The organism is Janthinobacterium sp. 61 (assembly GCF_002846335.1).
Taxonomy (GTDB): domain Bacteria; phylum Pseudomonadota; class Gammaproteobacteria; order Burkholderiales; family Burkholderiaceae_D; genus Janthinobacterium.
Map to the genome: position 1 here is coordinate 2,663,585 of NZ_PJMQ01000001.1, position 26,729 is coordinate 2,690,313.

Consider the following 26,729-nt stretch of genomic DNA (forward strand, 5'->3'; position numbering starts at 1 on the left):
GCATGGCACGCTTGAGCGTACGCAAAGGCTGGCTGGCTGGCGGCTTGGCTCTGGGCGCCTGCGCCCTGGCTGGCGCTGCATGGGTAGGTGCGCAGCAACATCCCGCGCCCGTCGCCCCTCCCGTGGCGGCAGCGCCCGTGGTGGCGCCGGCCCCGGCCGTCAAGACCGGCTCGCCCCGCACGGCCGGCAAAGGCGGCACGCCGCCCAAGGCCAGCGACAACCCGTCCTGGAACAAGCTGTCGCACGCGCAGCAGGAAGCCCTGCAGCCGCTGGCGGGCGAATGGAACAAGCTGGAAGCCCTGCGCAAGCAGAAATGGCTCGATATCGCCAACCGCTTTGCCTCGATGTCTCCCGACGAGCAAACCCGCGTGCATGAACGTATGCGAGAATGGATCAAGCTGACGCCGGCACAGCGCAGCCTGGTGCGCGAAAACTATGCGCGCACGAAGAAGATCGATCCTGGTCAAAAAACCGCCCAATGGGAGCAATACCAGCAATTGCCGGAAGAGCAAAAGAAAAAGCTGGCCACGGAACTGGTACCGAAAAAACCGCTGGGCAAGGTGCCTGCGATCAATTCGAATACCAGCAAGCCAGCCTTGATCCTGCCACCCGCCACGCCGGCAGCGCCTGTCGCCGCCGCGCCCGTCCTGCCGCCCGCTCCTGCGGCGGCAAGCGTGCCGGTAAGCGATCCTGCCGCAGCTCCCGCCACCGTGCCCGTCACGCCGCCTGCCACGCCTGCCCCCCTGCCGAACTATGCCAAATAGCACGCCTGCCGCCAGCATCACTTCCCATCCCACGATCAAGCGCCGCCTGATTTCCATGGTGTACGAGTCACTGCTGGCCCTGGCCGTGCTGTTTTTGCCCTTCCTGCTGTTTGAGCTGGCCGTGCAGAGCGCGCATACGCCACTGACGGAACACATGCGCCAGTGCCTGGCCTTCCTCGTCATGGGTGCGTACTTCATTCACCAGTGGAGCCGCGAAGGGCAAACCCTGGCCATGAAGACGTGGCGCCTGAAAGTCGTGCTGCCGGGCCACGCCCACGTGCCACTGCGCGTGGCCGCCTTCCGCTACATCCTGTCATGGATGTGGCTGCTGCCGGCACTGCTGGTGTCCTATGTATTCGATTTGCAGCACTGGACAGCCCTGAGCGCCATCGGCGTGGGCATCCTGGCCTGGTCAGGCACGGCCCTGTTCACCGGCAATGGGCAATTCCTGCACGATAAGCTGCTGGGCACGCAGATCGTGCAATTGCCGGCCCCCGCCAAGAAGTCAAAGAAAGTCGCCGCCTGAGTTTTTTCTGGGGCTTGACCTGGGTCATTGAAGCGCCACGGGGCCTCTGCGATCATGGCGTGCCATGAATAATACCGCCCCCCTCCCCCACACGCGCTTCGCCCCCTTTCGCGAGGAAGTCTGCAGCGAAGACGAAGTCAAGCATCTCGTCCACACGTTTTATGCGGCCGCCCGCGACGATGCCATGCTGGGCCCCATCTTTGCCGCCGAGGTCAAGGATTGGGATGCCCATCTGGCAACACTGGTCGATTTCTGGTCGGGCTTGCTGCGCGGCACCATGCGCTACCACGGCAAGCCGCTGGCCCAGCACGCGCAAATGGAACACCTCACGCCCTGCATGTTCCGCCGCTGGCTGACCCTGTTCTTTGCCACGACCGAAAGCATGGGCAACCCGGCCCTGCAAGAGAAGGCCGATACCATTGCATTGAATATTGCCGAACGGCTATGGAAGAGCTTTGCGGAAAGCCATGCCATCGTGGCGCCGCAGCTTTAGAATCTTTCGTAGCCTTGCAGATAACGCCATTGCCCCACGGGCATGGCGCCCATCGGGATGCGGCCGATGCGCAAGCGCTTCATGGCGACCACTTCCAGTCCCACCATCTTGCACATATGGGCGATCTGGCCCGGTTGCACGTTTTTCAGGGCGAAACGCAAGCGCGTTTCATTCTGCCAGCTGACCTTGATCGGCGGCAAAGGCTTGCCATTGAAAGGCAAGCCGTGATTGAGCAGCGCCAGGCCGTTTTCCGCGATGGCGCCCGACACTTCCACGATGAATTCCTGCTCCACCGTTTTCGCTTCGTCGACCAGCTTGCGGGCAACGCGGAAATCCTGCGTAAACACCAGCAGGCCGGAAGCCATGGTGTCGAGCGGATTGGTGATGGTCAGGCCGATCAGGTGGCGCTTGAGGAAGCGCGTGACGGCGCTGGGCAGCACGTTTTCCGGGGTGAACAGCTCTTCGGGACGCAAACAGGCCAGGGCCGGCTTGCCTTCGCTGCCCACGCCGCCGTTGATGCCGGCCGGCTTGTGCAGCAAGATCGTCACGGGCGGCATTTCTTCCAGGGTGGCGTTCGGCAACAGCACCACCGCTTGATTGTCGGCTACGCGCGCACCCGATTCTTCCACCAGCACGCCATCGACCGTGACCCAGCCGCCCTCGATATACAGCTCGGCCTCGCGGCGCGAGCAGGGCACGTCTTCAGACAGGCGCTTGGCCAGGCGGACGGTGGGCATTTCGTGTGGTGTGGTCATGGGGGAGGCGCAAAAAGCAAGAGGAGGAGAAAGCCGGTATTGTAACCGACCCGCTCCTCCTCTCGGGTGCGACAGCGTATGCTTACGCAGTGGCCTTGGCCAGCTCTTCGGCAAAGAAGCGGTGACCCATCTCTTCCAGGCCCAAGGTTTGCAGCACTTCCTGCAGGCGCTCCGTCGGACGCTGGCGCGGCAAGTTCTTGTAGCTGGCGATGATCAGTTCATTCTTCATCGAATGCTCCCAGCCCACCAGTTCCGTCACGCTGACCTGGTAGCCATGCGCTTCCAGCTGCAGACAGCGCAGCACGTTGGTGATCTGGCTGCCGAACTCGCGCGTGTGCAGCGGGTGGCGCCACAATTCCGTCAACACATTCTTGCCCAGGCTCTTGCCCTTGTTCTTCTTCAATACAGAAGCGACTTCGGCCTGGCAACAGGGCACCAGCACCATAAATTTCGCCTTCTTCTTCAAGGCGAAATGGATGGCGTCATCGGTGGCCGTGTTGCACGCATGCAAGGCCGTGACGATGTCAATCTGCTGTGGCAGCAAGTTTGACTCCGTCGATTCGGCTACGGACAGTGGCAGGAAGGACATGCCCGGGAACTTGAATTTCTTCGCCAGCTCTTGCGAGCGCTGCACCAGCTCTTCGCGCGTCTCGATGCCGTAGATGTGCGAACCGTCGTTGCCGCTCTTGAAGAACAGGTCGTACAGGATGAAGCCCAGATACGACTTGCCGGCGCCGTGATCGACCAGCGACACGCCGGGATGGTCCAGCTGCACTTCGCGCAGCAGCGGCTCGATGAACTGCGTCAGGTGGTACACCTGCTTGAGCTTGCGGCGGCTGTCCTGATTCATCTTGCCGTCGCGCGTCAGGATATGCAATTCCTGCAGCAGGGCGACCGACTGACCATCCTTGATCTCGGGCATGTTGCTGGCGGCAGTGATGACGTCTTTCGGCACTGCGACTGCGGTGGCGGCCGCTGCCGCGCCCTTAGCGCGCTTCATCGATCCACGCCATCTGTATCGCTTCGAGCACTTTTTCGCCGCCGCGCGTATGGTCATCGTCGAAGCCGTCCAGCTCCACCACCCAGTTATGCAGGTCGGTGAAACGCACGGTCAGGGGATCGATGTCCGGATGCGCGTCGTACAGCGCTTCGGCGATCACATGGATGTCGGACCATTTCATGTTAGTGACTGCCTTCGCTGACCTGGTTGATCGTGTATTTCGGGATTTCGACGACGAGGTCTGCCTCGGCCACGATGGACTGGCACGACAGGCGCGACACGGCTTCCAGGCCCCAGGCCTTGTCCAGCATGTCTTCTTCCAGTTCCGTCGCTTCGTTCAAGGATTCGATGCCTTCACGCACCAGCACGTGGCAGGTGGTGCAGGCGCACGATTTTTCGCAGGCGTGCTCGATGTCGATGTCGTTTTCCAGCAAGATGTCGCAGATGGACTTGCCGGCAGGGGCTTCGATGACGGCGCCGTCCGGGCAAAGCTTGGCGTGCGGCAGAATGACGATTTGGGGCATATTACCTCTACAATTTCAATGATTCGGAGCGCTGCCGCAGCAAGTGCACGCGGCGCGCATTTCAGTTATCTTTAAACGACCTGGTCGAGCGATTTGCCCTTCAGGGCAGTGCGCACGCTGCGGTCCATGCGGCGCGAGGCGAAATCCTCGGTGCCGTCGGCCAGCGCTTCGATCGCCAGCTTCAATGCCTGGTGGTCGACGGCGCCGCTTTGCGATTGCACAATGGCGTCGCGCACCTTGTTCATCAAGCCATCCACTAGCACGCGCTCCGCGTCATCGAGCAAGCTGCCGTCTTCATCGAGGGCCGACTGCGTGGCAAGCAGGATGCGCTCCGCTTCCACCTGCTCTTCGCGCAACGCGCGCGCCACCATGTCGACGTCGGCCGAGGTGTAGGAATCCTGCAGCATGCGGGCGATGTCGTCGTCGCCCAGGCCGTAGGCAGGCTTGACGCTGATCGACGCTTCCACGCCCGAGCGCAGTTCGCGCGCCGAAACGGACAGCAAGCCATCCGCATCGACTTGATACGTGATGCGGATGCGCGCGGCGCCCGCCACCATCGGCGGAATGCCGCGCAATTCAAAACGCGCCAGCGAACGGCAATCGCTCACCAGTTCGCGCTCGCCCTGCAACACGTGTACGGCCAGGGCCGTCTGGCCATCCTTGAACGTCGTGAACTCCTGCGCGCGCGCACAGGGAATGGTCGAATTGCGCGGGATGATCTTTTCCACCAGGCCGCCCATGGTTTCGATGCCCAGGGAGAGCGGGATCACGTCCAGCAGCAGCCAGTCGTCGCCGGCGGCGCGGTTGCCGGCCAGCAAGTTTGCCTGGATGGCCGCGCCCAGCGCCACCACTTTATCAGGATCGATATTCGCGTGCGGCGTCGTGTGGAAGAATTCGCTGACGGCACGCTGCACGTGCGGCATGCGCGTGGCGCCGCCCACCATCACCACGCCATCGACGTCGTCCGCATCCACGTTCGCGTCGCGCAAGGCTTTCTTGATGGCGTTCATGGTCTTGCCCACCAGGTGCTGCGTCATGGCCGCAAATTCCGTCGCCGTGATGCGCAGGTGGATCTCTTCGCCCGAGTTCAGGGCCGCGTCGATCATCGTTTCCGACTTGGTCGACAATGTTTCCTTGATTTCGCGCGCTTTCACCATCAGGATCGCCGTGTCTTCATCCGACAGGGGCGCCAGCTTGGCGTGTTCGCTGATCCAGCAGAACAGGCGGCGATCGAAATCGTCGCCGCCCAGGGCCGAATCGCCGCCCGTGGACAGCACTTCAAAGACGCCCTTGCTCAGTTTCAGGATCGAGATATCGAAGGTGCCGCCGCCCAGGTCATACACGGCGTACACGCCTTCGGAGGCGTTGTCGAGGCCATACGCAATGGCCGCGGCCGTGGGCTCACTCAGGAGGCGCAAGACATTGATGCCGGCCAGCTGCGCCGCATCCTTGGTGGCCTGACGCTGCGCGTCGTCAAAGTAGGCGGGCACGGTGATCACGGCGCCGACCAGGTCGTCGCCCAGCGAATCTTCCGCGCGCTGGCGCAGGGTGGCGAGGATTTGCGCCGACACTTCGACGGGACTTTTCACGCCGGCCACGGTTTTCAGCTGCACCATGCCAGGCGTATCCTGGAAGTCGTAGGGCAGGTTTTCCGCGTAGGCGATGTCGGCCAGGCCGCGGCCCATGAAGCGCTTGACCGACACGATGGTGTTCTTCGGGTCGGTGGTTTGCGCGGACAGGGCCTTGTAGCCGATGTTCGCATGGCCGTTCGGCAGGTAGCGCACGACGGAGGGCAGCAAGGAGCGCCCGTCCTCGTCGTTGAGTACCTCGGGGATACTGTTGCGGACAGTGGCGACCAGGGAATTGGTGGTGCCCAGATCGATGCCGACGGCCAGGCGGTGCTGGTGCGGCGCGGTCGACATGCCTGGTTCGGAAATTTGCAGAAGTGCCATTGTATTCGTGCCTCGATTAATTTTTTGCGTGATGCTGCTGATGCCTGTCGCGCATTATAAGACGCGTGCCAGACTGGCGCTTGGCACGCGGGTCAAGCGATCAGCCAGTCAGGCTTCCATGGCTTCGTATGCAAAGCGGACTTCCTCGCCGAATTTGTCCAGGAACATCAGGGCGCGCACGCTTTGCGCGGCGTTCACATAGTCGCCCCCGTCGAGCTGGGCCGCCACCTGGGCCAGCAAAGCCTTGCGTTCGCCGCGCAGCTGGCGATCCAGGGCGTCGAGCGCGTCGGCATCCTTGCCGGCACGGGCGTCGCCCAGCTCTTCGCGCCATTCCATCTGTTGCATCAGGAAGCTGACGGGCATGGCCGTGTTCGATTCCGTCTGCAAATCGACGCCATTGAGCTCGCACAGGTATTGCGCGCGCTTCTGCGGGCTTTTCAGGGTTTGATAGGCTTCATTGGCGCGCGTGGCCCATTGCATCGCCACGCGCTTTTCAGCGCTGCTGGCGTTGATGAAACGGTCCGGATGGACCTTGCCCTGCACGTCGCGATAGGCCGCGTCGAGCGCGCTCATGTCGAGCCCGAACTGCGCCGGCAACTGGAATAATTCGAAATGGTTTTGCATAATTGTCGGTGGTCGCTGTACCGCAATCGATGGGTACAGCGCACCGACCGGGGTCTTGCCAGCTGTTTAAATCCTGAAGGACTCGCCGCAGCCGCAGGCGTCTTTTTCGTTCGGATTGTGGAACTTGAAGCCTTCGTTCAAGCCTTCGCGCGCGAAATCGAGTTCCGTGCCATCGATGTAAGGCAGGCTTTTCGGGTCGACGAATACCTTCACGCCGTGCGATTCGAAGACGCTGTCTTCGGCCGCCACTTCATCGACATATTCGAGCTTGTAGGCCAGGCCCGAGCAGCCCGTGGTGCGCACGCCAAAACGCAGGCCCATGCCCTTGCCGCGCCGTTCGATATAACGGTTGATGTGTTTCGCCGCTTTTTCGGTCAGTGTGATCATGTATTTCTCCGCAACTGCCCCGGCCTTGCGGCTGGGGCGGGCTGCCAACGTTTAAGCTGCTACTGGATGGCGGGTCTGGTAGTCCAGAACAGCTGCCTTGATGGCGTCTTCCGCCAGGATGGAGCAGTGGATTTTCACTGGCGGCAGGGCCAGTTCTTCGGCGATCTGCGTGTTCTTGATGGCCAGCGCCTGGTCCAGGGTCTTGCCCTTGACCCATTCGGTCACCAGCGAGCTCGACGCGATGGCCGAACCGCAGCCGTAGGTCTTGAATTTCGCGTCTTCGATCAGGCCATCGGCGCCGACCTTGATCTGCAGCTTCATCACGTCGCCGCAGGCAGGCGCGCCCACCATGCCGGTGCCGATGGTTTCATCACCCTTGTCGAAAGCGCCCACGTTGCGCGGGTTTTCGTAGTGATCGAGTACTTTGTCCGAGTAAGCCATTTTGATGCTCCTTTAATATGCTTGCCGGCCCCGTGAGCGGGACCTGCGTGATGGTTAGTGTGCCGCCCATTGGATCGAATTGATGTCGATCCCTTCCTTGAACATGTCCCACAGGGGCGACAGCTCACGCAATTTATGTACTTTCGATTTCAGCAGGTTCACGGCGAAGTCGATGTCTTCCTCGGTCGAGAAGCGGCCGATGGTGAAGCGGATCGAGCTGTGCGCCAATTCGTCGCTGCGGCCCAGGGCGCGCAGCACATACGATGGCTCCAGGCTGGCCGAGGTGCAGGCCGAACCGGACGACACGGCGATATCCTTGATGGCCATGATCAGCGACTCGCCTTCGACGTAGTTGAAGCTGACGTTCAGGTTGTGCGGCACGCGGTGGTCCATGTCGCCGTTGATGTAGACTTCTTCAATCTCTTGCAAGCCCTTGGCCAGGCGGTCGCGCAAGGCCTTGATGCGGCCGATTTCGCTGTCCATCTCTTCCTTGGCAATGCGGAACGCTTCGCCCATGCCGACGATCTGGTGCGTAGGCAGGGTGCCCGAGCGCAGGCCGCGCTCATGGCCGCCACCGTGCATTTGCGCTTCCAGGCGCACGCGCGGCTTGCGGCAGACGTACAGGGCGCCCACGCCTTTCGGGCCGTAGGTCTTGTGCGCCGTAAAGGTCATCAGGTCGACCTTGGTCTTTTGCAGGTCGATGACGACCTTGCCCGTCGCTTGCGCGGCGTCGCAATGGAAGATGATGCCTTTCGAGCGGCAGAACACGCCGATCTCGTCGATCGGCTGGATCACGCCGATTTCGTTGTTCACCAGCATCACCGACACGAGGATGGTGTCCGGGCGCACGGCCGCAGCCAGTTGCTCGACAGTGATCAGGCCATTGTCCTGCGGTTCCAGATACGTTGCTTCGAAGCCGATGCGTTCCAGTTCGCGCACCGTGTCGAGTACCGATTTATGCTCGGTCTTGACGGTGATGATGTGCTTGCCCTTGGTCTTGTAGAACTGCGCCGCGCCCTTGATGGCCAGGTTGTTGCTTTCCGTCGCGCCGGAAGTCCAGATGATTTCGCGCGGATCGGCGTTCACCAGAGCCGCCACGTAGCCGCGTGCCTCTTCCACGGCTTTTTCCGCCGTCCAGCCATACATGTGGCTGCGCGACGCCGGATTGCCGAACTGCTCGCGCAAGTAAGGAATCATCTTGTCGGCGACGCGTGGATCAATCGGCGTAGTGGCCGAGTAATCCATATAGATCGGAAAATGCGGTGCGGTTTCAAAGTGCACTTGGCCTACGTTTTTTTCAGGGGCGTTCATCAATAACTCCAATGCAATCAGCAACTTAGTATTTTATAATGTTCAACCGACGGCGGCGTGATTACGGTGCATCACCATCACGCTTTGTTCGGCAATCTTTTGTCTCTGCTGGTCGACCAGGTCCTGCAAGGACACAGAATCCAGATAGTCGACCATTTTTTCGTTGAGCGTGGACCACAATTCATGCGTCATGCAGCGTGCCCCCGTTGCCGCATCGGCGCCGTGGCAATGTTCCTTTCCGCCGCACTGCGTGGCATCGAGCGGCTCATCGACGGCGATGATGATGTCGGCCACCGTCACCTTGTCGGCACGGCGCGCCAGGCTGTAGCCGCCGCCGGGGCCACGAATCGATTCGACGATCTCATGGCGGCGCAACTTGCCAAACAGCTGTTCCAGGTAGGACAGGGAAATCGACTGGCGCTGGCTGATGCCGGACAAGGTGACCGGTCCCTTGCCCTGGCGCAGGGCAAGATCGATCATTGCAGTCACGGCAAAACGGCCTTTTGTAGTCAGACGCATACATCCTCGGTCAACTGTTCAATAACTGGTTTAAAATATTGCGGCTTTTCAACTTCTCAAACCCTGAGTAGTTGAATGATTTAGTCAAGTATAACAAATTCGGCGGGGTTTGTCAGAGCGCCCCTCGAAGACCACAGGGCTGGCAGGGGCATGGCCGGCCGCGCCAGGCGCGGCGGCATCAGGAAAACAACATGACGGAAAATCGCTGGCATCCTCACCCGCGCAGGGCTGTCCGTACTTTCATTAATTCAAAACCCAGCAAGTTCAAACCATCCCAGCGCGATGGATCGCCGATACGCGGATTGTCCGACGCCAGGCCCACGCCCCAGATGCGATCGACGGGACTGGCTTCGACGATGACGCGCTCGCCCGTGCCCAGCAAAAACTTGCGCAGCGCGGCTTTTTGCGAGAACTTGGCAAAGTTGCCATCGAAGACGATGCCGGCGCGCGCCGCCTCCCAGACCCTGGCGTCAAAGTTCGCCACTTCGCGCCCCAGCTTTTTCACTTCCGACGGCCGCCCGGCCGCCACGATACGCGCCTGCACGGCCGTGTCACCAAACAGGGCCGCCTTTTGCGCCATCATGTAGTGCTCGGCCGTCGCATACGTCACGCCAGCGAGGCTGAATGGCGACGGAAACCACTGGCTGAAGCAGCTTTTGTCGGGCACCTGCGGCTGTGCTGGCGTGTGCCCCCAGAAATACAGATAGTCGGGCACGCCGCCCGCCTCTATCCATGCCTTCAATTCTTCCACATTACTAATTTGCATATTCCCCGCACTTCCGCCAGACAGGCGCCAATTCAAGCACGCAATAGTTGCATCGGACCAAACAAGGCCTGCATGTCACGATTGCCGATAAAGGACAGATTATACGGATGTTCCGCCGTCACCTGCGGCAAGGATGCCGCCACCGGCAGGCGCTTGATGAGCTCGGCAATCTTGCCCCACAACACCAATTGCGGCGCGGCCGCCCCGCCCTGCTGCGCCAGCGCTTCCAGCACCACTTGCAAGAAGGGCAGCCAGCCGCGCGCATCCTGCGCGGGCGGCACGTGGGAACGGAACACCAGCGCCGCGTTGAGCAGCAAGAAGCCCTGCTCCGTCATCTTGCGCTGCAAGTCGGGCAGGGTCTGGATCACGCCGCTGCCCGGCAGTTGCGCGGCGGCCGCCACGGGCGCCATGGCCATGCCGGACGTGTCGCCTCCCTGCAACTGACCATCGGCCACCAGCAGCATCTTCATGAAGTTGCGCAAGGAGGTGGCGCGGTTGACGGGCTTGGACAGGCCTGTCGCCGACCATAAACTGCCGACGGCGCCATCCATGAAGCACACGCCCGTGGCGCTCTCAGCGCGCGGATACGGCCCCTCACCCACCAGCACGTAGCGCACCTGCTCCAGCGGCAAGGCAAAGGCGGCGAACAGCCGGCCCTGCGTGGGCAGATAATCGTCAATAGCCAGCGCCGGCAGGTAGGCGGGATCGGCCGCCATCACGGCGTGCAAGCCGCGCAGCAGGACGGGACGCCAGGAAGGATGCGCCAAGGACAGGGCATCGATGATGCCGGAAGGAACGGTGGTAGCAGTCATGGCGCGGGAAGTATTTGGACAAACGCAAATTGTAGCGCACCGGCAAGCTGGCATTGACTGCCCCACATCAAGCACGCATAAAAAATCCCCGGCCTGTTGCCAGGCCGGGGATTTTTGAGTGCGCTACATCAAGTCTATTCGGCGTCAGGCTGCTGCGACGGATGGGCAGCGGCAAACGCAGGCAAGCCGGCGCAATGCGCATGGATGCGCACCACGCGCGGGTACGGCGCCAGGTCGATGGCGAAACGCTGCGCATTGAACACTTGCGGCACCAGACAGCAATCGGCCATCGTCGGACTGTCGCCATGGCAGAACAGGCCCGTGCCGGCAGGGTCGCCCTGCGCCAGCAGCGCTTCCACGGCCGCCAGTCCCTCGGCCATCCAGTGGCGGTACCACTCCTGCTTGGCCTCGTCCGACAGGCCAAGCGTGTTTTTCAGGTATTTCAGGACGCGCAGATTCGTCAGCGGATGGGCGTCGCAGGCGATCGCCAGCGCCAGCGCGCGCACGCGGGCGCGTCCCAGCGCGTCCGCCGGCAACAGCGGCACGCCAGGACGCGTCTCGTCGAGGTATTCGAGCATCGCCAGCGACTGCGTCAGGATGGCGCCGTCGTCATCGAGCGCCGGCACCAGCGCCGACGGGTTGACGGCGCGGTAGGCTGGCAGCAGCTGCTGGCCGCCATCCTGCAGCAGATGCACGGGAATGCTGTCGTAAGCGATGCCCTTCACATTGAGGGCGATGCGTACGCGGTAGGCTGCCGAACTGCGGAAATAGGTGTACAGCTTCATGCTCATGGCGAGGCGTCCTTTCAGGCGCGACCGGCGTACAGCGCGACCGTCTGCTCGATGCTGCCGAAGATGCTGGCGCCCGCCGCGTCGCGCATCTCGATGCGCACCGTGTCGCCGAACTTCAGGTACGCCGTCTTTGGCGCGCCGTGTTCGATGGTTTCATACATGCGCACCTCGGCCAGGCAGCAATAGCCCACGCCGCCATTGTCGATGCTGGAACCGAACAGATTGCCCTGCTTGTTCGACACGGTGCCGGAACCGACGATGCTGCCGGCGCCCAGTTCGCGCGTCTTCGCCGCATGAGCGACCAGCTGGGCGAAGTTGAATGTCATGTCTTCGCCCGCATTCGGCTTGCCGAAGGGCTTGTCGTTCAGCTCCACCAGCAGCGGCAGGTGCAGCTTGCTGTCCGACCAGTCGGCACCCAGTTCATCGGGCGTGACGGCGACGGGCGAAAACGCGCTGGCCGCCTTGGACTGGAAGAAGCCAAAACCCTTGGCCAGTTCGCCCGGAATCAGGTTGCGCAGCGAGACATCGTTGACCAGCATGACCAGGCGAATCGATGCCGCCGCATCGGCCACGCCGGCGCCCATGGCCACGTCGCCCGTAATCACTGCCACTTCCGCTTCCAGGTCGATGCCCCACTCTTCCGACAGGGCGAAGATCGGGTCGCGTGGGCCGATGAAACTGTCCGAGCCGCCCTGGTACATCAGCGGGTCCGTGTAGAACGAGGCTGGCACTTCCGCGTTGCGCGCCTTGCGCACCAGTTCCACGTGGTTGATGTAGGCGGAACCGTCGGCCCACTGGTAGGCGCGCGGCAGCGGCGAGTGGCACAACGCTGCATCAAACGGCTGCGCGTCCGGCGCCTGGCCCGCGTTCAGGTCGGCGTAGGCCTGTTCCAGCTTTGGCGCGACGGCGTCCCAGTTGTCGAGTGCCGCCTGCAGGGTGGGAGCGATGGCGGCCACGCGCTGATACTGGCGCAGGTCGCGGCTGACGAGGATCAGGGCGCCGTCGCGGCTGCCGTTTTTCAGGGTTGCGAGTTTCATGGTATTCCTTGTTCGGTGGTTGTTTCAGAAGGTATCGGTCTGCAGCGCTCAGGCTTCGGCCGGCGCGTGCATCCAGGCGGCGTGTTTCGGCGCACGGCGCGTCTGCGACCATTCTTCCAGCATTTCCCATTTGACGGCGTCCAGTTTGGCCATCATTTCCGGCGTGCCCACGTTGGCCGCCAGTTCCAGGCGGTGACCGTTCGGGTCAAAGAAGTAAATCGACTGGAAGATCGCGTGGTTGACAGGGCCCAGCACCTCGATGCCTGCGGCCACCAGGCGCTCCTTGGCGGCCAGCAGTTCTTCCATGCTGCCCACTTCCAGCGCCAGGTGCTGCACCCAGGCGGGGGTATTGCGGTCGCGGTCCATCGGCGGCTGCGTCGGCAGTTCAAAAAAGGCCAGCACATTGCCCTGGCCCGCGTCGAGGAAGACATGCATGTACGGGTCCGGCGCCTTGGTCGACGGCACCAGGTCTTCGGCGATGGCGAGGACGAAATTCATGTTCAAATGCTTGACATACCACTCGACGGTTTTCTTCGCGTCGATGCAGCGGTAGGCGACGTGGTGGATTTGCTTGATTTTCATGGTCTGTCTCCAATGGATGCGCTCAGGGCGCGATGGCTGGCGTGTTTTTCAGCTTTTCACCATTAGAATCGAGTTACAGCTATCATACAAACAATTTTTAACCATTGATTTATCGGATTATCTTATGAGTCCCAGCCTGCGACAGATGCGCGCCTTCGTGGCGCTGGCCAAGACCGGCAGTTTTACCCTGGCCGCCGAATACCTGCACGTGACGCAGTCCGCCTTGAGCGGCTTGATCAAGGAACTGGAAAGCGTGCTGGGCGTGCGCGTGGTCGAGCGCAGCACGCGCAAGACGCAGCTGTCGGAAATCGGCCGCGAACTGTATCCGCTGTTTGAAAAGATGATCGAGGATCTCGATGGGGCCATGGCCGGCATCGCCCAGCGCAAAGCCCTGAAAACGGGCATGGTGCGCATAGCAGCGCCGCAGATGATGGCGTGTACCCTGCTGCCGGAAGTGATCGCCGCGTACCGCCAGGCCCATCCGGATGTGCAGCTGCGCCTGGTCGACTGCCCCGTGGAGAATGTATCGAGCCGTGTCTTCAGCGGCGAAGTCGATTTCGGCATCGGCCCCGAGCGCGATCCGACGGCGGAAATTGCCGCGCAAGTACTGTTCGAAATGCCCTTCGTGCTGGTCTTCCCGGAGCAGCACCCGCTGCAACAGAAAGACCGCGTCACCTGGGCCGACGTGGGCGACTACCCGTTCATCTCGCTGCAGGGCCAGTTTACGGAACGCCTGCTGCGCGACATGCACGGCAGCTTCCGCGACCTGTCGCTCAATCCCTACAATGAAGTCACGTTCATGACAACGGCGCTGGCCATGGTCAGCGCCAACCTGGGCATCACGGTCTGCCTGCCGTATGCAGAACCGATGGTCAAATTATATAAATTGCAGATGCGCGCCCTGCACGAGCCGGAACTGACGCGGCGCTTTTTCGTCTACACGAAGACGGGCCGTTCGCTGTCGCCGGCGGCCGAAAGCTTCATGGCCTTCCTGTTCCAGTTCGTCGAGACGCACGAGTGGAATGTGGGCGCGGGCGGCGACGCGGCACGCGATAGCCTGCCAGCGGGCAACCCTGCGGGCAGCGCTTTATAATGGCGCATCGCCCCTTTGCAAACACGCCATGACCCAGCCTGACCAGCACGACCTGTCGCCCATCGACGCGGCCACCATCGCCATCAACCAGCGCATGAACAAATTCGACGGTCATGAACAAGTCTGGCTGTTCGGCTATGGCTCCCTGATCTACAAGGCGGACTTTCCCTATATCGAGCGCCGCCCGGCCAGCATCGCCGGCTGGACGCGGCGCTTCTGGCAGGGTTCGCACGACCATCGGGGCACGCCCATGGCGCCGGGCCGGGTCGCCACCATCGTGCCGCAGGCGGGCGCCGTGTGTGACGGCATGGCTTACCTGATCACGCCAGAAGTCTTCGCCCACCTCGACCACCGCGAAAAAAATGGCTACCTGCGCCTGGCCACCGACATTAGCTTCGAGGACGGCGGCAAGGTCGAAGGCCTGGTGTACATCGCAAACGAGGAAAACGCCGCTTTCCTCGGTGCCGCCCCGGAACTGGACATCGCGCGCCAGATCGCCCGATCAAACGGCCCCAGCGGCCCGAACAGCGAATACCTGCTGCACCTGGCCAACGCCCTGCGCGAGCTGGGCAAGAACGACCCGCACGTGTTTGCCATCGAGCAACATCTGGCGCAACTCCAGACACCTACCCAGCACAGCGCAGCAGCACACCCCTGCAGCAACAGCACTGACGCCGGTGTAGCTTAAAACAGATCCAGCTGCCCCGCATTCGCCCCTTTTGCCTTGTTCCCCAACGGCGGCACCACCAGCGGCCGGCGGAACTGCGTGCAATCGAGCTGCTTGAAACGCCCCCCCTTGCCGTGCAGCCCCAGCCGATGCACGGCCTTTTCAAAGCGCTGGTGGATGAGGTCGGCCCATACGCCTTCGCCCCGCATGCGCGCGCCGAACGCGCTGTCGTAATCCTTGCCGCCACGCATTTCGCGCACACGGTTCATCACGCGCTGGGCCCGCTCCGGGAAGTGCGCCTCCAGCCATTGCTGGAACAATGGACTCACTTCCCACGGCAGGCGCAGCACCACATAATGGGCGTGGATCGCGCCCGCGTCGCGCACGGCTTCAAGCAGCTGCTCGATTTCCGGCTCCGTCACGAACGGAATGATGGGCGCGATGCTCACGCCCACGGGAATGCCCGCCTCCGTCAGGGTGCGGATGGTGCGCAGCCGCCGCGCTGGCGCGGCCGCGCGCGGCTCCAGGGTGCGCGCAATGGCAGGGTCGAGCGTGGTGACAGTGACGGCCACGGCCGCCAGGCGCCTGGCCGCCATGGGCGCCAGAATGTCGATGTCGCGCTCGATCAGCGACGATTTTGTGATCAGCGCCACGGGATGTTCGCACTCGTGCAGCACTTCCAATACGCGCCGCGTCAGCTGCCGTTCGCGTTCGCACGGCTGATACGCATCGGTATTGACGCCCAGGGCGATCGGTTCGGGCACATACGATGGCTTGGCCAATTCGCGCCGCAACAGTTCGGGGGCGTTCACCTTGGCATAGATGCGGCTCTCGAAATCCAGGCCCGGCGACAGGCCCAGATAGCTGTGCGTGGGACGGGCAAAGCAATAAATGCATCCGTGTTCACAGCCCCGGTACGGGTTCAGCGACACATTGAAGGGCAAGTCGGGCGAAGCATTGCGCGTGAGGATGGTGCGCGCCTGCTCGTCGCTGACCTGCGTCTTCCAGCCCGAAGCGACCTCCTCCCCGGCCGTTTCATCCAGGCCACCCACGCTCCAGCCGTCATCGAAACCGGCGCGCGCATGCGCCTCGTAGCGCCCTTGCAAGTTCGACACGGCTCCGCGCCCCTTGTGAGCTTTCAGCGATTGCGGCGGCAACATGGCTTGCCCGGCGAAGCTGTCATCGTGCTCTGGAATGATTGCTTTCATGAACGGCCCCATTAACTGTATATACGTACAGTATACTATGCCGCTGCGCGGGCAAGATCAAGGGCTGGCGTGATGCCTTTTCACGCTTTTTCAGCATGCTGCATGACATAACTCAACTGCTGCGCGACAAAACCGTCAAATGCCGTGATCAAGGGAACGAACCGGGGTGCATCCTGCTCCAACTGCATCAAGGCATAGCATGTCGCTTCCAGGGTCGATAACTGGTCTGGCGCGTGTGCCTTGCGGATCAGGTAATGGGAAGCGGGCGTGTCGCGCAAGGGCAGGCGCGGCAACTGTTGCAAGCGGGGATTCAGGTACAGCATCTTGCGGCTCTTGCGCCAGGTGGCGTCCAGCACCACCAGCTGCAAGCGGGCCGGATCGAGCAATGTGGCGGGGTCGAGCGCAGGCGGCGGCGCGATGCCCAGCGAACGATCGCCTGGCGTATCCGGGTACAGCAGCACAGTGTGCTTGTCGGCCAGCAATGCGGCGAGCGTGTCAGGGGCAAACTGCTCGCCCGTCAGCATGCGGCTGTTGGGTAGGCTCAGGTGCAGCAAGCGGGCGCTGCCCTTGGCGTTGTTGACTTCCAGCGGATGCTGAAGGATCAGCACGTCCACCGCGTGGGCAACGGGGGTGATCCAGCGGCAGATGCAGCTGGTTTCGGCGCGCAGACAGATTGGACAGCGCGCGCGTTTTGCGGTTTCAGCCAAGGAGGAGGATGCAGCGGTATGGCTGGAGCTAGAACTGGAGGTACGGCGGGTGGTCATGGCGGAGCGCGTTCGCGGCTGTCTTCAAGCCGCGATTGTAGCGCCCGCGCCATGCCACGGGGAGTCTGCGCTTAAAACTCTTCCCATTCGTCGGCGCCAGACGCCACCGGCGCCTTCGGCGCGCGTGCGCGCATCGCTTCCGCTGGCGCCGCCACGGGCTGCGCTGGCGCACGCCGCACGGCGGCTTGCACGGCAGGCCGCATGGCCGTTCTTGCCGGCGCAGACGCTTTCACAGACGAAGCAGCCCTGGTGGAAACATATTGCTGCGTGGCATCAAGCTTGAATACTCCCACCACCTCGGCCAGCTTGGCTGCCTGTTCCTGCATGGATTCGGCCGCTGCGGCAGCCTCTTCCACCAGGGCCGCATTTTGCTGTGTCACCTGGTCCATCTGGCCGATGGCCTGGTTGACCTGTTCGATGCCGGCGCGCTGCTCGTCGCTGGCATCGGTGATCTGGTTCATGATCTGCGTCACATGGCTGATGCTCTGCACGATCTCGTCCATGGTGCGGCCCGCCTTGTCCACCAGTTGCGAACCGGCCTCGACCTTTTGCACGGAATCGTCGATCAAGCCCTTGATTTCCTTGGCCGCCGCGCTGGAGCGCTGCGCCAGGTTGCGCACCTCGGAGGCCACCACGGCAAAGCCGCGGCCCTGTTCGCCAGCCCTGGCCGCTTCCACGGCCGCGTTCAGGGCCAGGATATTCGTCTGGAAGGCGATGGCGTCGATGACGCTGATGATATCGACAATCTTGCGCGAGGAATCGTTGATCGAGCCCATGGTGCTGACCACTTCCGACACCACCACGCCGCCCTTGCTGGCGATCTGCGAGGCGTCGATGGCCAGCTGGTTGGCGCTACGTGCATTGTCGGCATTGAGTTTCACGGTCGAGGTCAGCTCTTCCATCGAAGAAGCCGTCTCTTCCAGCGAACTGGCCTGCTGCTCCGTGCGCGACGACAAGTCAAGGTTGCCGGCGGCAATTTCGCTCGACGCCGTGCTGATCGATTCCGTGCCGGCGCGCACCTGGCCGACGATACTGACCAGTTTATCGTTCATGTTCTTCAGCGCATGCATCAGTTGCCCCGTTTCATCGTGGCTTTCCACCACGATATGGCTGGTCAGGTCGCCAGCGGAAACGGCTTCCGCCACCTGCACGGCGCGCGTGATGGGACGCGTGATCGAGCGCGTGATCCAGTATGCGCAGGCGATGCCCAGCAAAATGGCGAGCGCGCCCAGCGAGATCAGCAGCAAACGGCCGCTTTCATAGCGCGAACGGATTTGCGCGGCCGCTTCGTCCAGCAATCTGGCTTCCAGCACTTCCAGCTTCTTCAGCGCCGCCAGATAAATGTCGCGCTTGGCGACCATCTCACCTTCGTACAGGCGCTTGCCCAGTTCCAGGTCGCCCGCGTTCTTGGCCTTGAACACATTCTTGCGCACTTCCGTATACGCCTTGCGCGTGCTCAGCACCTCCTGGTACAGCGCCTGCTCTTCAGTGTTCAGCTCGCTCTTGCCGATATCGTTCTGGATTTCCGTGGCGCGGGCAGACGACACCGCCATTTCCTTTTCAAACTGCTTCTGGTGTTCAGGATCGCTGACTTTCCAGGCGGCGGCCGTGCGTGCCGCGTTCACCTCGATGACCTTGGTCCATTCGGCGATCAGGCGCTCATTGCGCACCTTGACATTGACCAGTGTGTCGGTTTCCTTGCTGGCGCTTTGCATCTGCACGATGCCCACCACGGTCAGGCTCGTCAACAGGAGCAGGACGGCGGCAAAAGCGCCACCGAGACGCACGCCGATTTTGAGGTTTTTCATTGCGTGATTCCTATCTGAAAAAAAACAATGCACAGACGCCACGAAACCGACCTGCTGCTACCTAGCAATATAGCAGGCATCTGCCGTGCGGCAATCACGAACGGCGACGCAACGCTACCGCCTCGCCAGAATGGCAGCACGCCGCAGCGCACCACTTTGGAGCAGATTGTGAGTGAATCAGGATGGCATTGCAAGAAATAACATGCAGGAAAGCAACAACTGGGAGACACTATGCCGCCACGAATGGGCGGCAGGCAAGCAAGCTCAGTTTTGCTTCACATAGATCAATTTTGACGTATCGAAACCCAGCCCCCGGGCTTTCTCGATCAATCGTTGCTGCAAGCCAGCGTCCATGGTGGGCGTGCGCGACAGCAACCACAAGTATGACTTGTCGGGGCCGCTGATCATGGAATAGCTGTAATCTTGCTGGTCCAAATCAAAAACGATGTAGGAACCATAAAAGGGGCCGAAAAACGACACTTTCAGGTAGCCCACGTCTTTCTTGTCCACGAAATACGCCTTGCCTTCGGCTTCCGTCCACTTCGCATCCGCGTCCTTGTAGCCGCGATTAAGCACTTTCAAGCCACCATCCTGGCGCAGGCTGTAGTCGGCCGTCACATGGCTCAGGCCCCGTTCGAACGAGTGGTCCAGACGCGCAATCTCATACCACTTCCCCAGATAGCGGGTCGTGTCGAAGTGATTGACGGGATGAATATTCTCGGGCCGGCCCACACAGCCGGCCAGTACGAGCACACACAGGAACAACAGTTTTTTCATGGTCTTCTCCAGATGGTGAAATCAAGGCAGCTGCATCAGGGCAGCAATGCGTGGTCGACGATGCGGCGGATCGCGCCATTATTTTGCATGCGCACGATGGCGGCATTGAATTGCTCGATAAAGTCATCACGATAAGGGTAGGCGGCCGGCCGGCGGGCCGTAAAGCCCAGGTGGCCCTGCTGGCTGGCCAGCTGCGCCGTTTCCTGGATCGCCTGCATCGGCGTGCCCGGCGGCCCATCGCGCCGGATGCGCTGCAATTCCCACTGCGCCGACAGGCGGTCGCTGACATAGCAATCGATGCGCCCGCGCATCAGCTTGAGCAGATTCGTGCGCGTGCCCTTGGCCGGGTCGAGCACGATTTTTTCGGCGCGCAAGGACGCCGTCAGCGCCGCATCGCCAAGCAGGAAACCCGCGTTCACGCCGATGTGCAGGCCGCCGTAATCGGCGGGCCACTGGCGCAGTGCGCGCTTGGCCAGCACGTCCTGATTGCACAGCACCACCAGCTGCTCCATCAGCAGCGGCACGGAATAGCGCACATACGGCCGTTCGCTGCGCCACGAATACGGCGGATACAGGGCAAACGCCTCGCCCGTCTGCAGCATCAGCAGTCCCCGCTTCCAGGGCACCGGGCGCAGCTGCACCGCATACTGCGGCATCGATTGCAAGGCGACACGCACGATCTCCGTGTAGATGCCTTTCAGCTGGCCATTCTCGACGTAGGAGTACGGCGGATAATCGTCGTCGCCATAGATCACCAGTGGCGTCGCAGCCCCGGCGTGCGCGCTGGCAGCGATGGACAGGCATAGCGCGGCAGGCAACATGAGCATTCTGAGCATGCCCAAAGATTAGCATGGAAGCGCCAACAGCGATCAGCCGTTCGCGCTGTTCGTCCCCAGCATCTCATCGAGCTGTGCCAGGGTGCCCGAGTCCTTCACGACGGCACGCAGCCACAGGTGCAGCGGCAATTCTCCCCAGCTGGCGGCCTTGTCGGCCAGGTAGGCGACGGGACTGTGCGGCTCCGTGCGGCGGAAGAAATCGGCCACCTGGCGCAGCTGGGCCAGCGCCTGCTGGCGCTGCACGATGGCGCCCCCGCTGCTGCTGGCACCCTGGCCAGCGGCGGGCGGCGCGCCAGCGAAGTCCACGCCAGGCGACAGTGGCGCGATGAAATGAATGACGTTTTCCAGCGCTTCTCGCGCGGCGCGAAAACTCGGGCCATCGGCGCCGAAACGCGCATCGACGCTGCGTTCAAACGCCAGCAGCGACTGCATGCAGTATTGCGCATCGGCCAGCAAGCCATCGGAAAATGCGCGCGTATTCCTTTGCTGCGCCGCCTCCATCTGTGCCAGTGTCTCACCGTCGTCGTGGCGCGTATCGCCCCAGCCCTGCTCTGCACCGCCCTGCGCCAGACTGGCCGCCGCGCGCTGGCGCGCCACATCGAAATCCTGCAGTGAAAACAGGCCATTGGCGCCTTCGGTCAACGGGATCTCGCGCAGCAGCTGCGGCGTGCGCGACAGCAGCCAGAAGACATTGCCGATACGCTGTTCCTGGTCGCCCTCTTCTGCTGGCGGGTACAGACCATCCCAGTAGCGCTCGCACAGGCCAGCCAGCAGCGCGTAACCATCACCCAGGCCGCGGAAGTGGCGTGTTTTCGCATGCGCCTCGGCCAGCCACACGGCCACGCGCAAATCCTTGCTACTCGTTGCGATCAGCTGTTCGCAGCGCGTCGCCACGAAAGGCCAGTCGGCTTCCTTCAGCGCCGTCACCCACTCGCCCTGGTCCAGGCTCGGGTCATCATGCTGGCGCGCCCGCGCGATGGCGTCGAGCTCCTGGCTGAAAGTGATGTCTTCGCCACAGGGGCTGACGGCGCTGACGGGGTGCAGCAACTGCTCCAGATTGAACATGGCGCTCTCCGGCGGTTGACGTTATTTGATGGCGTTACTTGATCGCGTATTTGAACTGCCCCTGCTTGCCGGCGCTGACGCGTATCGAGGCTATCGGCTCGCCTTCGGCCATGCGCGCCAGCACCGCTTCGGCGATCGCCGGCAGCAGGCTGCCGTTGAGGACCTGGTCGACGTTGCGCGCGCCCGAGTCGACCTCGGTGCAGCGCGCCAGCACCGCGTCGACCAGGCCCGCGTCATGGCTGAACTGCGCCTGGTGGTTGCGCGCGATGCGCGCGCCGATATGCGCCAGTTTCAGGGCGATGATCTCGGCCAGCACCGCGTCGTTCAAGGGGTAGAACGGCAGCACCTTCAAGCGCCCGAGCAAGGCCGGCTTGAAATGCGCCACCATCTGCGGACGCACCAGTTCTTCCAGCGCGGCCGGCGTGGGCAAGTCGTGCGCCGCCCGGTTCAGGCAGGCGGCCATCATGGCGCCGGCACCCAGGTTCGAAGTGGCGATGATGATGGTGTTGCGAAAATCGACTTCGCGCCCTTCAGCGTCATCGAGCACACCTTTGTCGAAGACCTGGAAGAACAGTTCCAGCACGTCGGGATGGGCCTTTTCCGCTTCGTCAAGCAGCACCACGCTATAGGGCTGGCGCCGGACGGCTTCCGTCAGCACGCCGCCCTCGCCATAGCCGACATAGCCGGGCGGCGAGCCTTTCAGGCCGGCCACGCTGTGCGCCTCCTGATATTCGCTCATGTTGATGGTAATGAGCTTGCGCTCGCCGCCATACAGCAGGTCGGCCAGCGCCAGCGCCGTTTCCGTCTTGCCCGTACCGGACGGCCCCGTGAACAGGAACACGGCTTGCGGCTTGTTCGGGTCGTCCAGGCTGGCGCGCGCCGTGCGCACGCGCTGCGCCACCGCCGCGATGACGTGGTCCTGTCCCAGCACCCGTTCGCGCAGCGCCCCATCCAGGGTCTGCACCGTGCGGATCTCGTCCTTGAGCATTTTCCCCAGCGGGATGCCGGTCCAGCCGGCGACGATGCCGGCCACCACCTGCGCATCGACTTCCAGCGGCGACAGAGGCGCTTCTCCCTGCAGGGCCGCCAGCTCTTCCTTCAGCGCCAGCAGGCTTACCGCGCCGGCCTCGCCCGGCCGCTCGCCGCGCTGCTGCGCGCGCAGGTCGCCGATCTGCGCCACCAGCGACTTTTCGCGCTCCCAGCGCTGCGCCAGGGCCGCGACCGCCGCCTGTCCTTCCTCATGCTCGCGCCGCAGTTGCGCCAGGCGCGCGGCACCGGCTTTATCGGGCGCTTCGCCGTCACTTGCCTCGCGGGTCAGGGCGGCGATTTCCGCGCCGATGCGTTCCTGCCGCCGGTTTGCGTTTTCCAGCTGCGCCGGCGTGGCGCACTGGCCCAGCGCCACCTTGGCACACGCCGTATCGAGCACGCTGATGGCCTTGTCGGGCAACTGGCGCCCGCTGATGTAGCGGTGCGACAGGCGCACCGCATCGACGATGGCGGCATCGCGCACGCGGGTGCCGAAATGGCGTTCCATCAGCGGCGCCATGGCGCGCAGCATGGCGCAGGCGACATCTTCGCTCGGCTCCTCCACCTTCACCACCTGGAAGCGCCGTGCCAGCGCCGCATCCTTTTCAAAATATTTTTTGTACTCGCTCCAGGTAGTGGCGGCAATCGTGCGCAGGGCGCCGCGCGCCAGCGCCGGCTTGAGCAAATTGGCCGCATCGTTCTGCCCCGCCTGGCCACCGGCGCCGATCATGGTGTGCGCCTCGTCAATGAAGAGGATGATGGGATGCGGGCTTTTCGTCACCTCGTCGATAACATTCTTCAAACGGCTTTCGAATTCTCCCTTCACGCTGGCGCCAGCCTGCAGCAAGCCCATGTCGAGCGCGTGGATGCGCGCCCCCTGCAGCACCTCGGGCACGTCGCCGGCGGCGATGCGCAAGGCCAGGCCTTCCACCACGGCCGTCTTGCCCACGCCCGCCTCGCCCGTGAGAATGGGATTATTCTGGCGCCGGCGCAGCAGGATATCGACGGCCTGGCGTATCTCCGCCTCGCGGCCGATTACGGGATCGAGCTTGCCGTCGCGCGCCAGCTGCGTCAGCTCGGTGGTGAACTGGTCCAGCGCCGGGGTTTTGCTAGCCAGGGTCGCAACAGGATCGTCGGGTGTGCCGGAAAGCTGCGGCACGGCCGCGCTTTCCTCATCGGAGCCGTCCGTCAGCCTGTCCGGATGGTGCTTCAATTGTTCCACGCTGAAGCGGGCGAACAGCTTCGAACCCCGATACGCGAGCTGCGACAGTTCCGGGTCCGTCAGCAGCGCCAGCAACAGATGGCGGCTGCGAATGGGTCCCGGCTGCGCCGTATCGAGCGAGGCGACCAGCCAGGCATGCTCGAACAACAGCGGCAAATGGGGCGAAAACACGGGAGTGCGCGCACTGCCGGTCCGGAAGCTGCCGATCTCGCGGCGCAGGTCCGACTCCAGCGCCGTCAGACTGATTTCACTACGCCGCGCGATGGTGACGAAATCGCTGCGCTCCTGCTCCAGCAGCGCCAAGAACAGGTGTTCGATATCGACTTCGTACTGGCCCAGTCCCACGCAGATGCCGGCGGCGCGGGTGGCGGCCGTGCGCGCCGTGTCATTCAGTTTGGCGATCAGGGTTTTCAAATGATTGCTCATGCGGCGGCTCCCTTGCGGTTGATCGAATAGCGCAACGACGATGGCTGCAGCACGGCGTCGAAATTGACCGTCTCGCCGGCGGACATCACGGCCAGGGAGCCGCTGATGACAAAGCCGACGCGGTTGATACTGCCCGCTTCGCGCTCCAGGCGGGCGCGCACATTGCGCAGGCGCGGTTCGTGGCGTTCGATTGCTGCCTTCAGCGCGGCGCAGATGCTTGCGCGGTCATCGCTGCTGGACAAACACATGCCGGCGAAATCGATCAAGCCATAGTTGACGATGGAGGCCGCGCATTCCGGATAGGCGTCGAGCGCGCCGGGCGGCAGGGCCACGCGCGTGTTGAGCAACTCTTCCAGGTCGCGCGCCACCGCATCCTTCAATTGTTCCAGCGACAGGCGTGCCGCCACGCCGCCCGCCGCCGCACCGCCGTCGCCCATCAGGCGGTCGAACAGGCCAGGTACAAAACTGTCCATGCGCTCTCCTGAAAAGTCGGCGCGACGCGCAGGCGAAGGTGGCCGCCGCACGCCGCGCACGATGGATCAAGCCACGCGGTTCGCGGCCAGGTCCCAGCCGCCCGAGGTATTGCCGCCGGCGCCGCCCGTCACTTTTTGCTGCGTGTATTTCCACTTCACTTTCGAGAACTTGAAGCCGACGTGTTCACCCAGGATATCGCCTTCTTCCACGTTCGGCGTCACGGCGCCGATCAGCACATTCTCGATTTCGATTTCAAAGTACTTGACGCGCTCGCCCTGGCCGTCGGCGCGCATGAATTCGAAGCGCGCCTTTGGAATGGTCTTGCCGGCCGAGCAGGTCTGCAGCAGCACCGGTGAGGCCAGGTCGGCCAGCTTGGAGATGACGATGTCCTTGTGCTCGCAGCGTTCGGCCGTATGGCCGCCGCCCGTCGAGGCGGTGGCGGACTTCGGCTGCTCGACGCTCCAGTTGACCGATTTGCACTCGATCCAGTCCTTGTGCTTGTCATCGGTGGACTCGCCCTTGATGCCGTCTATCTGCAGATATACATCGATTGCCATGGTGTGCTCCTCTGGTTGAAAGATGGGTGAATCAGGAATTGGTCGACTTCGGCAACTCCGCGACCAGTCGGAGCGAAACGGATAATTCATCGAGCTGGAAGTGCGGCCGCAGGAACGACACGGCGCGGTACACGCCGGGCCGGCCCGACACTTCCTGCACTTGCACGGATGCCTCGCGCAGGGGGAACTGCGCCTTCTGCTCCTGGCTGGCGTTATCGTCGAGCAGCACGTACTGCATCAGCCAGCGATCCAGGAAGTCTTCCACGTTGGAGGCGGCGGCAAAGCTGCCGATCTTGTCGCGCATCATGGCCTTCATGTAATGGGCAATGCGCGAGACGGCGAAGATGTACTGCAGCTGCGACGACAGCACCGCGTTCGCATTGGCCGCGTCGCTTTTGTACTTGCGGCTTTTCTGCGCCGACTGGGCGCCAAAAAACGCTGCATACGCCGTGTTCTTGCAGTGCACCAGCGAGATGAAGCCCAGGTCCGACAATTCCTTTTCGCGGCGGTCAGTGATCGCCACTTCGGCCGGGCATTTCAGGGCCACGTCCCCCTCGTCCGTCTTGAAGGTGTGGGTGGGCAGGTCGTCCACCAGGCCGCCGCCCTCCACGCCGCGGATGGCGGCGCACCAGCCATAATCGGCAAAGGCGCGCGTGAGCTTGCTGCCGAATGCATACGCGGCGTTGCACCACAGGTATTTGTGATGGTCGCTGCCATCGACTTCCTCGACAAAGTTAAAACCTTCAACGGTGGTGCCATCGACGGGATTGAAGGGCAGCCGGCCCAGGAAGCGGGGCAAGGTCAGGCCCACGTAGCGTGCATCCTCGGATTCGCGGAAGGCCTTCCATTTCGCGTACTCGATGGTGTCGAACACCTTGGCCAGGTCGCGCGGCTTGCCCAGGTCACCGTAGCTTTCCAGGCCAAACAGTTCCGGCGCGGCCGAGGCGATGAACGGTGCATGCGCGGCGGCAGCGATGTGCGACATCTGCTCGACGAAATACATGTCTTCCGGCTGGCGCGAGATGGCGAAGTCTCCCAGCAGCGCGGCGAACGGCGCGCCGCCGAAGGTGCCAAATTCCTCTTCGTAGACCTTCTTGAACATGCAGCTCTGATCGAACTCCAGCGCCGCCTGGAAATCCTTCACCAGTTCGCGCTTGGTGGCGTTGAACATGCGGATCTGCAGGCGCGTGCCCGTATCGGAGTTGCCGACCAGGTAGCGCAGCCCCGTCCAGCTTTGTTCGAGCTGCTGGAACGGCGCCGCGTGCATGATTTCGCTGAGCTGGGAGGAGATCAGGCGGTCGATTTCCGCCACGCGTGCGTCCAGGGTGGCCGACAGGCTGCTGGACATCAGCACCGTGCCGTCAAGCACCTGCGCCACCAGTTCCGAAATGAGGTCGCGTGCGCGCGCATGTTCGGCGCCCGACTTGGCGACGCGGCTTTGCTCGACGATCTGGTCCAGCAAGTCGGTCGCCACCGGCGCATCGGATGCGGATACTGCAAGGGCTTCTGCATGGGCGCTCAT

Annotated in this window: 30 protein-coding genes; 5 read left to right on the forward strand and 25 right to left on the reverse strand. The window is 62.8% G+C overall.

The window, feature by feature from the left end; all coding sequences use genetic code 11:
* Positions 1-2 precede the first annotated feature (2 nt).
* The 3 genes from CLU92_RS12210 (at position 3) to CLU92_RS12220 (ending at position 1,783) form a co-directional block, all read left to right on the forward strand.
* On the forward strand, positions 3-764 hold the full coding sequence (locus CLU92_RS12210; RefSeq protein WP_101482108.1) for a DUF3106 domain-containing protein: 762 nt from the start codon (positions 3-5) through the stop codon (positions 762-764).
* Positions 754-1,290 carry an RDD family protein gene (locus CLU92_RS12215; RefSeq protein ID WP_101482109.1) on the forward strand — a complete coding sequence of 179 codons (537 nt, stop codon included), beginning with the start codon at positions 754-756 and terminating at the stop codon, positions 1,288-1,290. Before CLU92_RS12210 ends, CLU92_RS12215 begins: the two co-directional genes overlap by 11 nt.
* Before the next feature lie 64 nt (positions 1,291-1,354).
* Positions 1,355-1,783 (forward strand): group III truncated hemoglobin, encoded by a 429-nt coding sequence (locus tag CLU92_RS12220; RefSeq protein WP_101482110.1) that lies wholly within the window; start codon positions 1,355-1,357, stop codon positions 1,781-1,783.
* Here the strand turns inward: CLU92_RS12220 and CLU92_RS12225 are convergent.
* The 15 genes from CLU92_RS12225 to CLU92_RS12295 form a co-directional block, all read right to left on the reverse strand.
* Positions 1,780-2,538, reverse strand: a complete 759-nt coding sequence (locus CLU92_RS12225) for an rRNA pseudouridine synthase (protein ID WP_101482111.1) — start codon at positions 2,536-2,538, stop codon at positions 1,780-1,782. The genes CLU92_RS12220 and CLU92_RS12225 overlap by 4 nt on opposite strands.
* Before the next feature lie 82 nt (positions 2,539-2,620).
* On the reverse strand, positions 2,621-3,538 hold the full coding sequence (locus CLU92_RS12230; RefSeq protein ID WP_101482112.1) for an SAM-dependent methyltransferase: 918 nt from the start codon (positions 3,536-3,538) through the stop codon (positions 2,621-2,623).
* Complete coding sequence (iscX, locus tag CLU92_RS12235; protein ID WP_071322763.1) at positions 3,525-3,719, reverse strand: Fe-S cluster assembly protein IscX; 195 nt, start codon at positions 3,717-3,719, stop codon at positions 3,525-3,527. Before iscX ends, CLU92_RS12230 begins: the two co-directional genes overlap by 14 nt.
* A gap of 1 nt (position 3,720) precedes the next feature.
* On the reverse strand, positions 3,721-4,062 hold the full coding sequence (gene fdx, locus CLU92_RS12240) for an ISC system 2Fe-2S type ferredoxin (protein ID WP_034750070.1): 342 nt from the start codon (positions 4,060-4,062) through the stop codon (positions 3,721-3,723).
* A 71-nt stretch (positions 4,063-4,133) separates the two neighbouring features.
* Positions 4,134-6,014: a Fe-S protein assembly chaperone HscA gene (hscA, locus tag CLU92_RS12245; RefSeq protein ID WP_101482113.1), complete on the reverse strand. Its 1,881-nt coding sequence runs from the start codon at positions 6,012-6,014 to the stop codon at positions 4,134-4,136.
* 108 nt (positions 6,015-6,122) lie between these two features.
* On the reverse strand, positions 6,123-6,638 hold the full coding sequence (hscB, locus tag CLU92_RS12250) for a Fe-S protein assembly co-chaperone HscB (protein WP_101482114.1): 516 nt from the start codon (positions 6,636-6,638) through the stop codon (positions 6,123-6,125).
* Between the two features lie 66 nt (positions 6,639-6,704).
* Complete coding sequence (gene iscA, locus CLU92_RS12255) at positions 6,705-7,025, reverse strand: iron-sulfur cluster assembly protein IscA (RefSeq protein WP_010399774.1); 321 nt, start codon at positions 7,023-7,025, stop codon at positions 6,705-6,707.
* Positions 7,026-7,076: 51 nt separating this feature from the next.
* Positions 7,077-7,466 (reverse strand): Fe-S cluster assembly scaffold IscU, encoded by a 390-nt coding sequence (iscU, locus tag CLU92_RS12260; protein WP_076567031.1) that lies wholly within the window; start codon positions 7,464-7,466, stop codon positions 7,077-7,079.
* Between the two features lie 54 nt (positions 7,467-7,520).
* Positions 7,521-8,777 (reverse strand): IscS subfamily cysteine desulfurase, encoded by a 1,257-nt coding sequence (locus CLU92_RS12265; protein ID WP_101482115.1) that lies wholly within the window; start codon positions 8,775-8,777, stop codon positions 7,521-7,523.
* Positions 8,778-8,819: 42 nt separating this feature from the next.
* The gene (gene iscR / locus CLU92_RS12270) at positions 8,820-9,296 is read right to left on the reverse strand and encodes a Fe-S cluster assembly transcriptional regulator IscR (RefSeq protein ID WP_101482116.1); all 477 of its coding nucleotides are present in this window, start codon (positions 9,294-9,296) and stop codon (positions 8,820-8,822) included.
* A gap of 214 nt (positions 9,297-9,510) precedes the next feature.
* Positions 9,511-10,062, reverse strand: coding sequence for an NADAR family protein (locus CLU92_RS12275; RefSeq protein ID WP_101482117.1), 552 nt, complete (start codon positions 10,060-10,062; stop codon positions 9,511-9,513).
* A 32-nt stretch (positions 10,063-10,094) separates the two neighbouring features.
* Positions 10,095-10,874, reverse strand: coding sequence for a uracil-DNA glycosylase (locus tag CLU92_RS12280; protein ID WP_101482118.1), 780 nt, complete (start codon positions 10,872-10,874; stop codon positions 10,095-10,097).
* A 134-nt stretch (positions 10,875-11,008) separates the two neighbouring features.
* On the reverse strand, positions 11,009-11,659 hold the full coding sequence (gene maiA / locus CLU92_RS12285) for a maleylacetoacetate isomerase (RefSeq protein WP_101484644.1): 651 nt from the start codon (positions 11,657-11,659) through the stop codon (positions 11,009-11,011).
* Between the two features lie 20 nt (positions 11,660-11,679).
* Positions 11,680-12,702, reverse strand: coding sequence for a fumarylacetoacetate hydrolase family protein (locus tag CLU92_RS12290; RefSeq protein ID WP_101482119.1), 1,023 nt, complete (start codon positions 12,700-12,702; stop codon positions 11,680-11,682).
* Between the two features lie 48 nt (positions 12,703-12,750).
* Positions 12,751-13,284, reverse strand: a complete 534-nt coding sequence (locus tag CLU92_RS12295; protein ID WP_070224143.1) for a VOC family protein — start codon at positions 13,282-13,284, stop codon at positions 12,751-12,753.
* A gap of 124 nt (positions 13,285-13,408) precedes the next feature.
* On the opposite strand from CLU92_RS12295, the gene CLU92_RS12300 reads away from it, so the two are divergent.
* Together CLU92_RS12300 and CLU92_RS12305 are read left to right on the forward strand one after the other, a co-directional pair.
* The gene (locus tag CLU92_RS12300; protein WP_101482120.1) at positions 13,409-14,377 is read left to right on the forward strand and encodes a LysR family transcriptional regulator; all 969 of its coding nucleotides are present in this window, start codon (positions 13,409-13,411) and stop codon (positions 14,375-14,377) included.
* Between the two features lie 61 nt (positions 14,378-14,438).
* Complete coding sequence (locus CLU92_RS12305; RefSeq protein ID WP_243858300.1) at positions 14,439-15,065, forward strand: gamma-glutamylcyclotransferase; 627 nt, start codon at positions 14,439-14,441, stop codon at positions 15,063-15,065.
* Here CLU92_RS12305 and CLU92_RS12310 read toward each other — a convergent pair.
* From CLU92_RS12310 to tssC, 10 genes are all read right to left on the reverse strand, one after another.
* Positions 15,062-16,252: a PA0069 family radical SAM protein gene (locus tag CLU92_RS12310; protein WP_373917909.1), complete on the reverse strand. Its 1,191-nt coding sequence runs from the start codon at positions 16,250-16,252 to the stop codon at positions 15,062-15,064. The genes CLU92_RS12305 and CLU92_RS12310 overlap by 4 nt on opposite strands.
* Before the next feature lie 80 nt (positions 16,253-16,332).
* Complete coding sequence (locus tag CLU92_RS12315) at positions 16,333-17,016, reverse strand: tRNA-uridine aminocarboxypropyltransferase (protein ID WP_101482121.1); 684 nt, start codon at positions 17,014-17,016, stop codon at positions 16,333-16,335.
* A gap of 71 nt (positions 17,017-17,087) precedes the next feature.
* Complete coding sequence (locus CLU92_RS12320; protein WP_101482122.1) at positions 17,088-18,824, reverse strand: methyl-accepting chemotaxis protein; 1,737 nt, start codon at positions 18,822-18,824, stop codon at positions 17,088-17,090.
* 264 nt (positions 18,825-19,088) lie between these two features.
* Complete coding sequence (locus tag CLU92_RS12325; RefSeq protein ID WP_101482123.1) at positions 19,089-19,601, reverse strand: lipocalin family protein; 513 nt, start codon at positions 19,599-19,601, stop codon at positions 19,089-19,091.
* Between the two features lie 35 nt (positions 19,602-19,636).
* Positions 19,637-20,437, reverse strand: coding sequence for an ABC transporter substrate-binding protein (locus CLU92_RS12330; protein WP_101484646.1), 801 nt, complete (start codon positions 20,435-20,437; stop codon positions 19,637-19,639).
* Positions 20,438-20,470: 33 nt separating this feature from the next.
* Complete coding sequence (gene tssA / locus CLU92_RS12335; protein WP_101482124.1) at positions 20,471-21,502, reverse strand: type VI secretion system protein TssA; 1,032 nt, start codon at positions 21,500-21,502, stop codon at positions 20,471-20,473.
* Between the two features lie 34 nt (positions 21,503-21,536).
* Positions 21,537-24,176 (reverse strand): type VI secretion system ATPase TssH, encoded by a 2,640-nt coding sequence (tssH, locus tag CLU92_RS12340; protein WP_101482125.1) that lies wholly within the window; start codon positions 24,174-24,176, stop codon positions 21,537-21,539.
* Complete coding sequence (gene tssE / locus CLU92_RS12345) at positions 24,173-24,649, reverse strand: type VI secretion system baseplate subunit TssE (RefSeq protein WP_101482126.1); 477 nt, start codon at positions 24,647-24,649, stop codon at positions 24,173-24,175. Before tssE ends, tssH begins: the two co-directional genes overlap by 4 nt.
* Before the next feature lie 66 nt (positions 24,650-24,715).
* Positions 24,716-25,207 (reverse strand): type VI secretion system tube protein Hcp, encoded by a 492-nt coding sequence (locus CLU92_RS12350; RefSeq protein ID WP_101482127.1) that lies wholly within the window; start codon positions 25,205-25,207, stop codon positions 24,716-24,718.
* A gap of 31 nt (positions 25,208-25,238) precedes the next feature.
* Positions 25,239-26,729 carry a type VI secretion system contractile sheath large subunit gene (gene tssC, locus CLU92_RS12355; protein WP_101482128.1) on the reverse strand — a complete coding sequence of 497 codons (1,491 nt, stop codon included), beginning with the start codon at positions 26,727-26,729 and terminating at the stop codon, positions 25,239-25,241.

What these genes read in the sequence shown, in the direction of transcription:
- CLU92_RS12275 (WP_101482117.1), bottom strand. Translation starts at nt 10,062, where the DNA reads ATGCAAATTAGTAATGTGGAAGAATTGAAGGCATGGATAGAGGCGGGC.
- iscR (WP_101482116.1), bottom strand. Translation starts at nt 9,296, where the DNA reads ATGCGTCTGACTACAAAAGGCCGTTTTGCCGTGACTGCAATGATCGAT.
- CLU92_RS12290 (WP_101482119.1), bottom strand. Translation starts at nt 12,702, where the DNA reads ATGAAACTCGCAACCCTGAAAAACGGCAGCCGCGACGGCGCCCTGATC.
- CLU92_RS12225 (WP_101482111.1), bottom strand. Translation starts at nt 2,538, where the DNA reads ATGACCACACCACACGAAATGCCCACCGTCCGCCTGGCCAAGCGCCTG.
- CLU92_RS12280 (WP_101482118.1), bottom strand. Translation starts at nt 10,874, where the DNA reads ATGACTGCTACCACCGTTCCTTCCGGCATCATCGATGCCCTGTCCTTG.
- CLU92_RS12265 (WP_101482115.1), bottom strand. Translation starts at nt 8,777, where the DNA reads ATGAACGCCCCTGAAAAAAACGTAGGCCAAGTGCACTTTGAAACCGCA.
- iscU (WP_076567031.1), bottom strand. Translation starts at nt 7,466, where the DNA reads ATGGCTTACTCGGACAAAGTACTCGATCACTACGAAAACCCGCGCAAC.
- CLU92_RS12295 (WP_070224143.1), bottom strand. Translation starts at nt 13,284, where the DNA reads ATGAAAATCAAGCAAATCCACCACGTCGCCTACCGCTGCATCGACGCG.
- CLU92_RS12230 (WP_101482112.1), bottom strand. Translation starts at nt 3,538, where the DNA reads ATGAAGCGCGCTAAGGGCGCGGCAGCGGCCGCCACCGCAGTCGCAGTG.
- CLU92_RS12210 (WP_101482108.1), top strand. Translation starts at nt 3, where the DNA reads ATGGCACGCTTGAGCGTACGCAAAGGCTGGCTGGCTGGCGGCTTGGCT.
- CLU92_RS12315 (WP_101482121.1), bottom strand. Translation starts at nt 17,016, where the DNA reads ATGACCACCCGCCGTACCTCCAGTTCTAGCTCCAGCCATACCGCTGCA.
- CLU92_RS12215 (WP_101482109.1), top strand. Translation starts at nt 754, where the DNA reads ATGCCAAATAGCACGCCTGCCGCCAGCATCACTTCCCATCCCACGATC.
- CLU92_RS12330 (WP_101484646.1), bottom strand. Translation starts at nt 20,437, where the DNA reads ATGCTCAGAATGCTCATGTTGCCTGCCGCGCTATGCCTGTCCATCGCT.
- CLU92_RS12350 (WP_101482127.1), bottom strand. Translation starts at nt 25,207, where the DNA reads ATGGCAATCGATGTATATCTGCAGATAGACGGCATCAAGGGCGAGTCC.
- fdx (WP_034750070.1), bottom strand. Translation starts at nt 4,062, where the DNA reads ATGCCCCAAATCGTCATTCTGCCGCACGCCAAGCTTTGCCCGGACGGC.
- tssH (WP_101482125.1), bottom strand. Translation starts at nt 24,176, where the DNA reads ATGAGCAATCATTTGAAAACCCTGATCGCCAAACTGAATGACACGGCG.
- CLU92_RS12320 (WP_101482122.1), bottom strand. Translation starts at nt 18,824, where the DNA reads ATGAAAAACCTCAAAATCGGCGTGCGTCTCGGTGGCGCTTTTGCCGCC.
- hscA (WP_101482113.1), bottom strand. Translation starts at nt 6,014, where the DNA reads ATGGCACTTCTGCAAATTTCCGAACCAGGCATGTCGACCGCGCCGCAC.
- iscX (WP_071322763.1), bottom strand. Translation starts at nt 3,719, where the DNA reads ATGAAATGGTCCGACATCCATGTGATCGCCGAAGCGCTGTACGACGCG.
- tssA (WP_101482124.1), bottom strand. Translation starts at nt 21,502, where the DNA reads ATGTTCAATCTGGAGCAGTTGCTGCACCCCGTCAGCGCCGTCAGCCCC.
- tssC (WP_101482128.1), bottom strand. Translation starts at nt 26,729, where the DNA reads ATGAGCGCCCATGCAGAAGCCCTTGCAGTATCCGCATCCGATGCGCCG.
- CLU92_RS12310 (WP_373917909.1), bottom strand. Translation starts at nt 16,252, where the DNA reads ATGAAAGCAATCATTCCAGAGCACGATGACAGCTTCGCCGGGCAAGCC.
- CLU92_RS12300 (WP_101482120.1), top strand. Translation starts at nt 13,409, where the DNA reads ATGAGTCCCAGCCTGCGACAGATGCGCGCCTTCGTGGCGCTGGCCAAG.
- CLU92_RS12325 (WP_101482123.1), bottom strand. Translation starts at nt 19,601, where the DNA reads ATGAAAAAACTGTTGTTCCTGTGTGTGCTCGTACTGGCCGGCTGTGTG.
- CLU92_RS12220 (WP_101482110.1), top strand. Translation starts at nt 1,355, where the DNA reads ATGAATAATACCGCCCCCCTCCCCCACACGCGCTTCGCCCCCTTTCGC.
- tssE (WP_101482126.1), bottom strand. Translation starts at nt 24,649, where the DNA reads ATGGACAGTTTTGTACCTGGCCTGTTCGACCGCCTGATGGGCGACGGC.
- maiA (WP_101484644.1), bottom strand. Translation starts at nt 11,659, where the DNA reads ATGAAGCTGTACACCTATTTCCGCAGTTCGGCAGCCTACCGCGTACGC.
- hscB (WP_101482114.1), bottom strand. Translation starts at nt 6,638, where the DNA reads ATGCAAAACCATTTCGAATTATTCCAGTTGCCGGCGCAGTTCGGGCTC.
- iscA (WP_010399774.1), bottom strand. Translation starts at nt 7,025, where the DNA reads ATGATCACACTGACCGAAAAAGCGGCGAAACACATCAACCGTTATATC.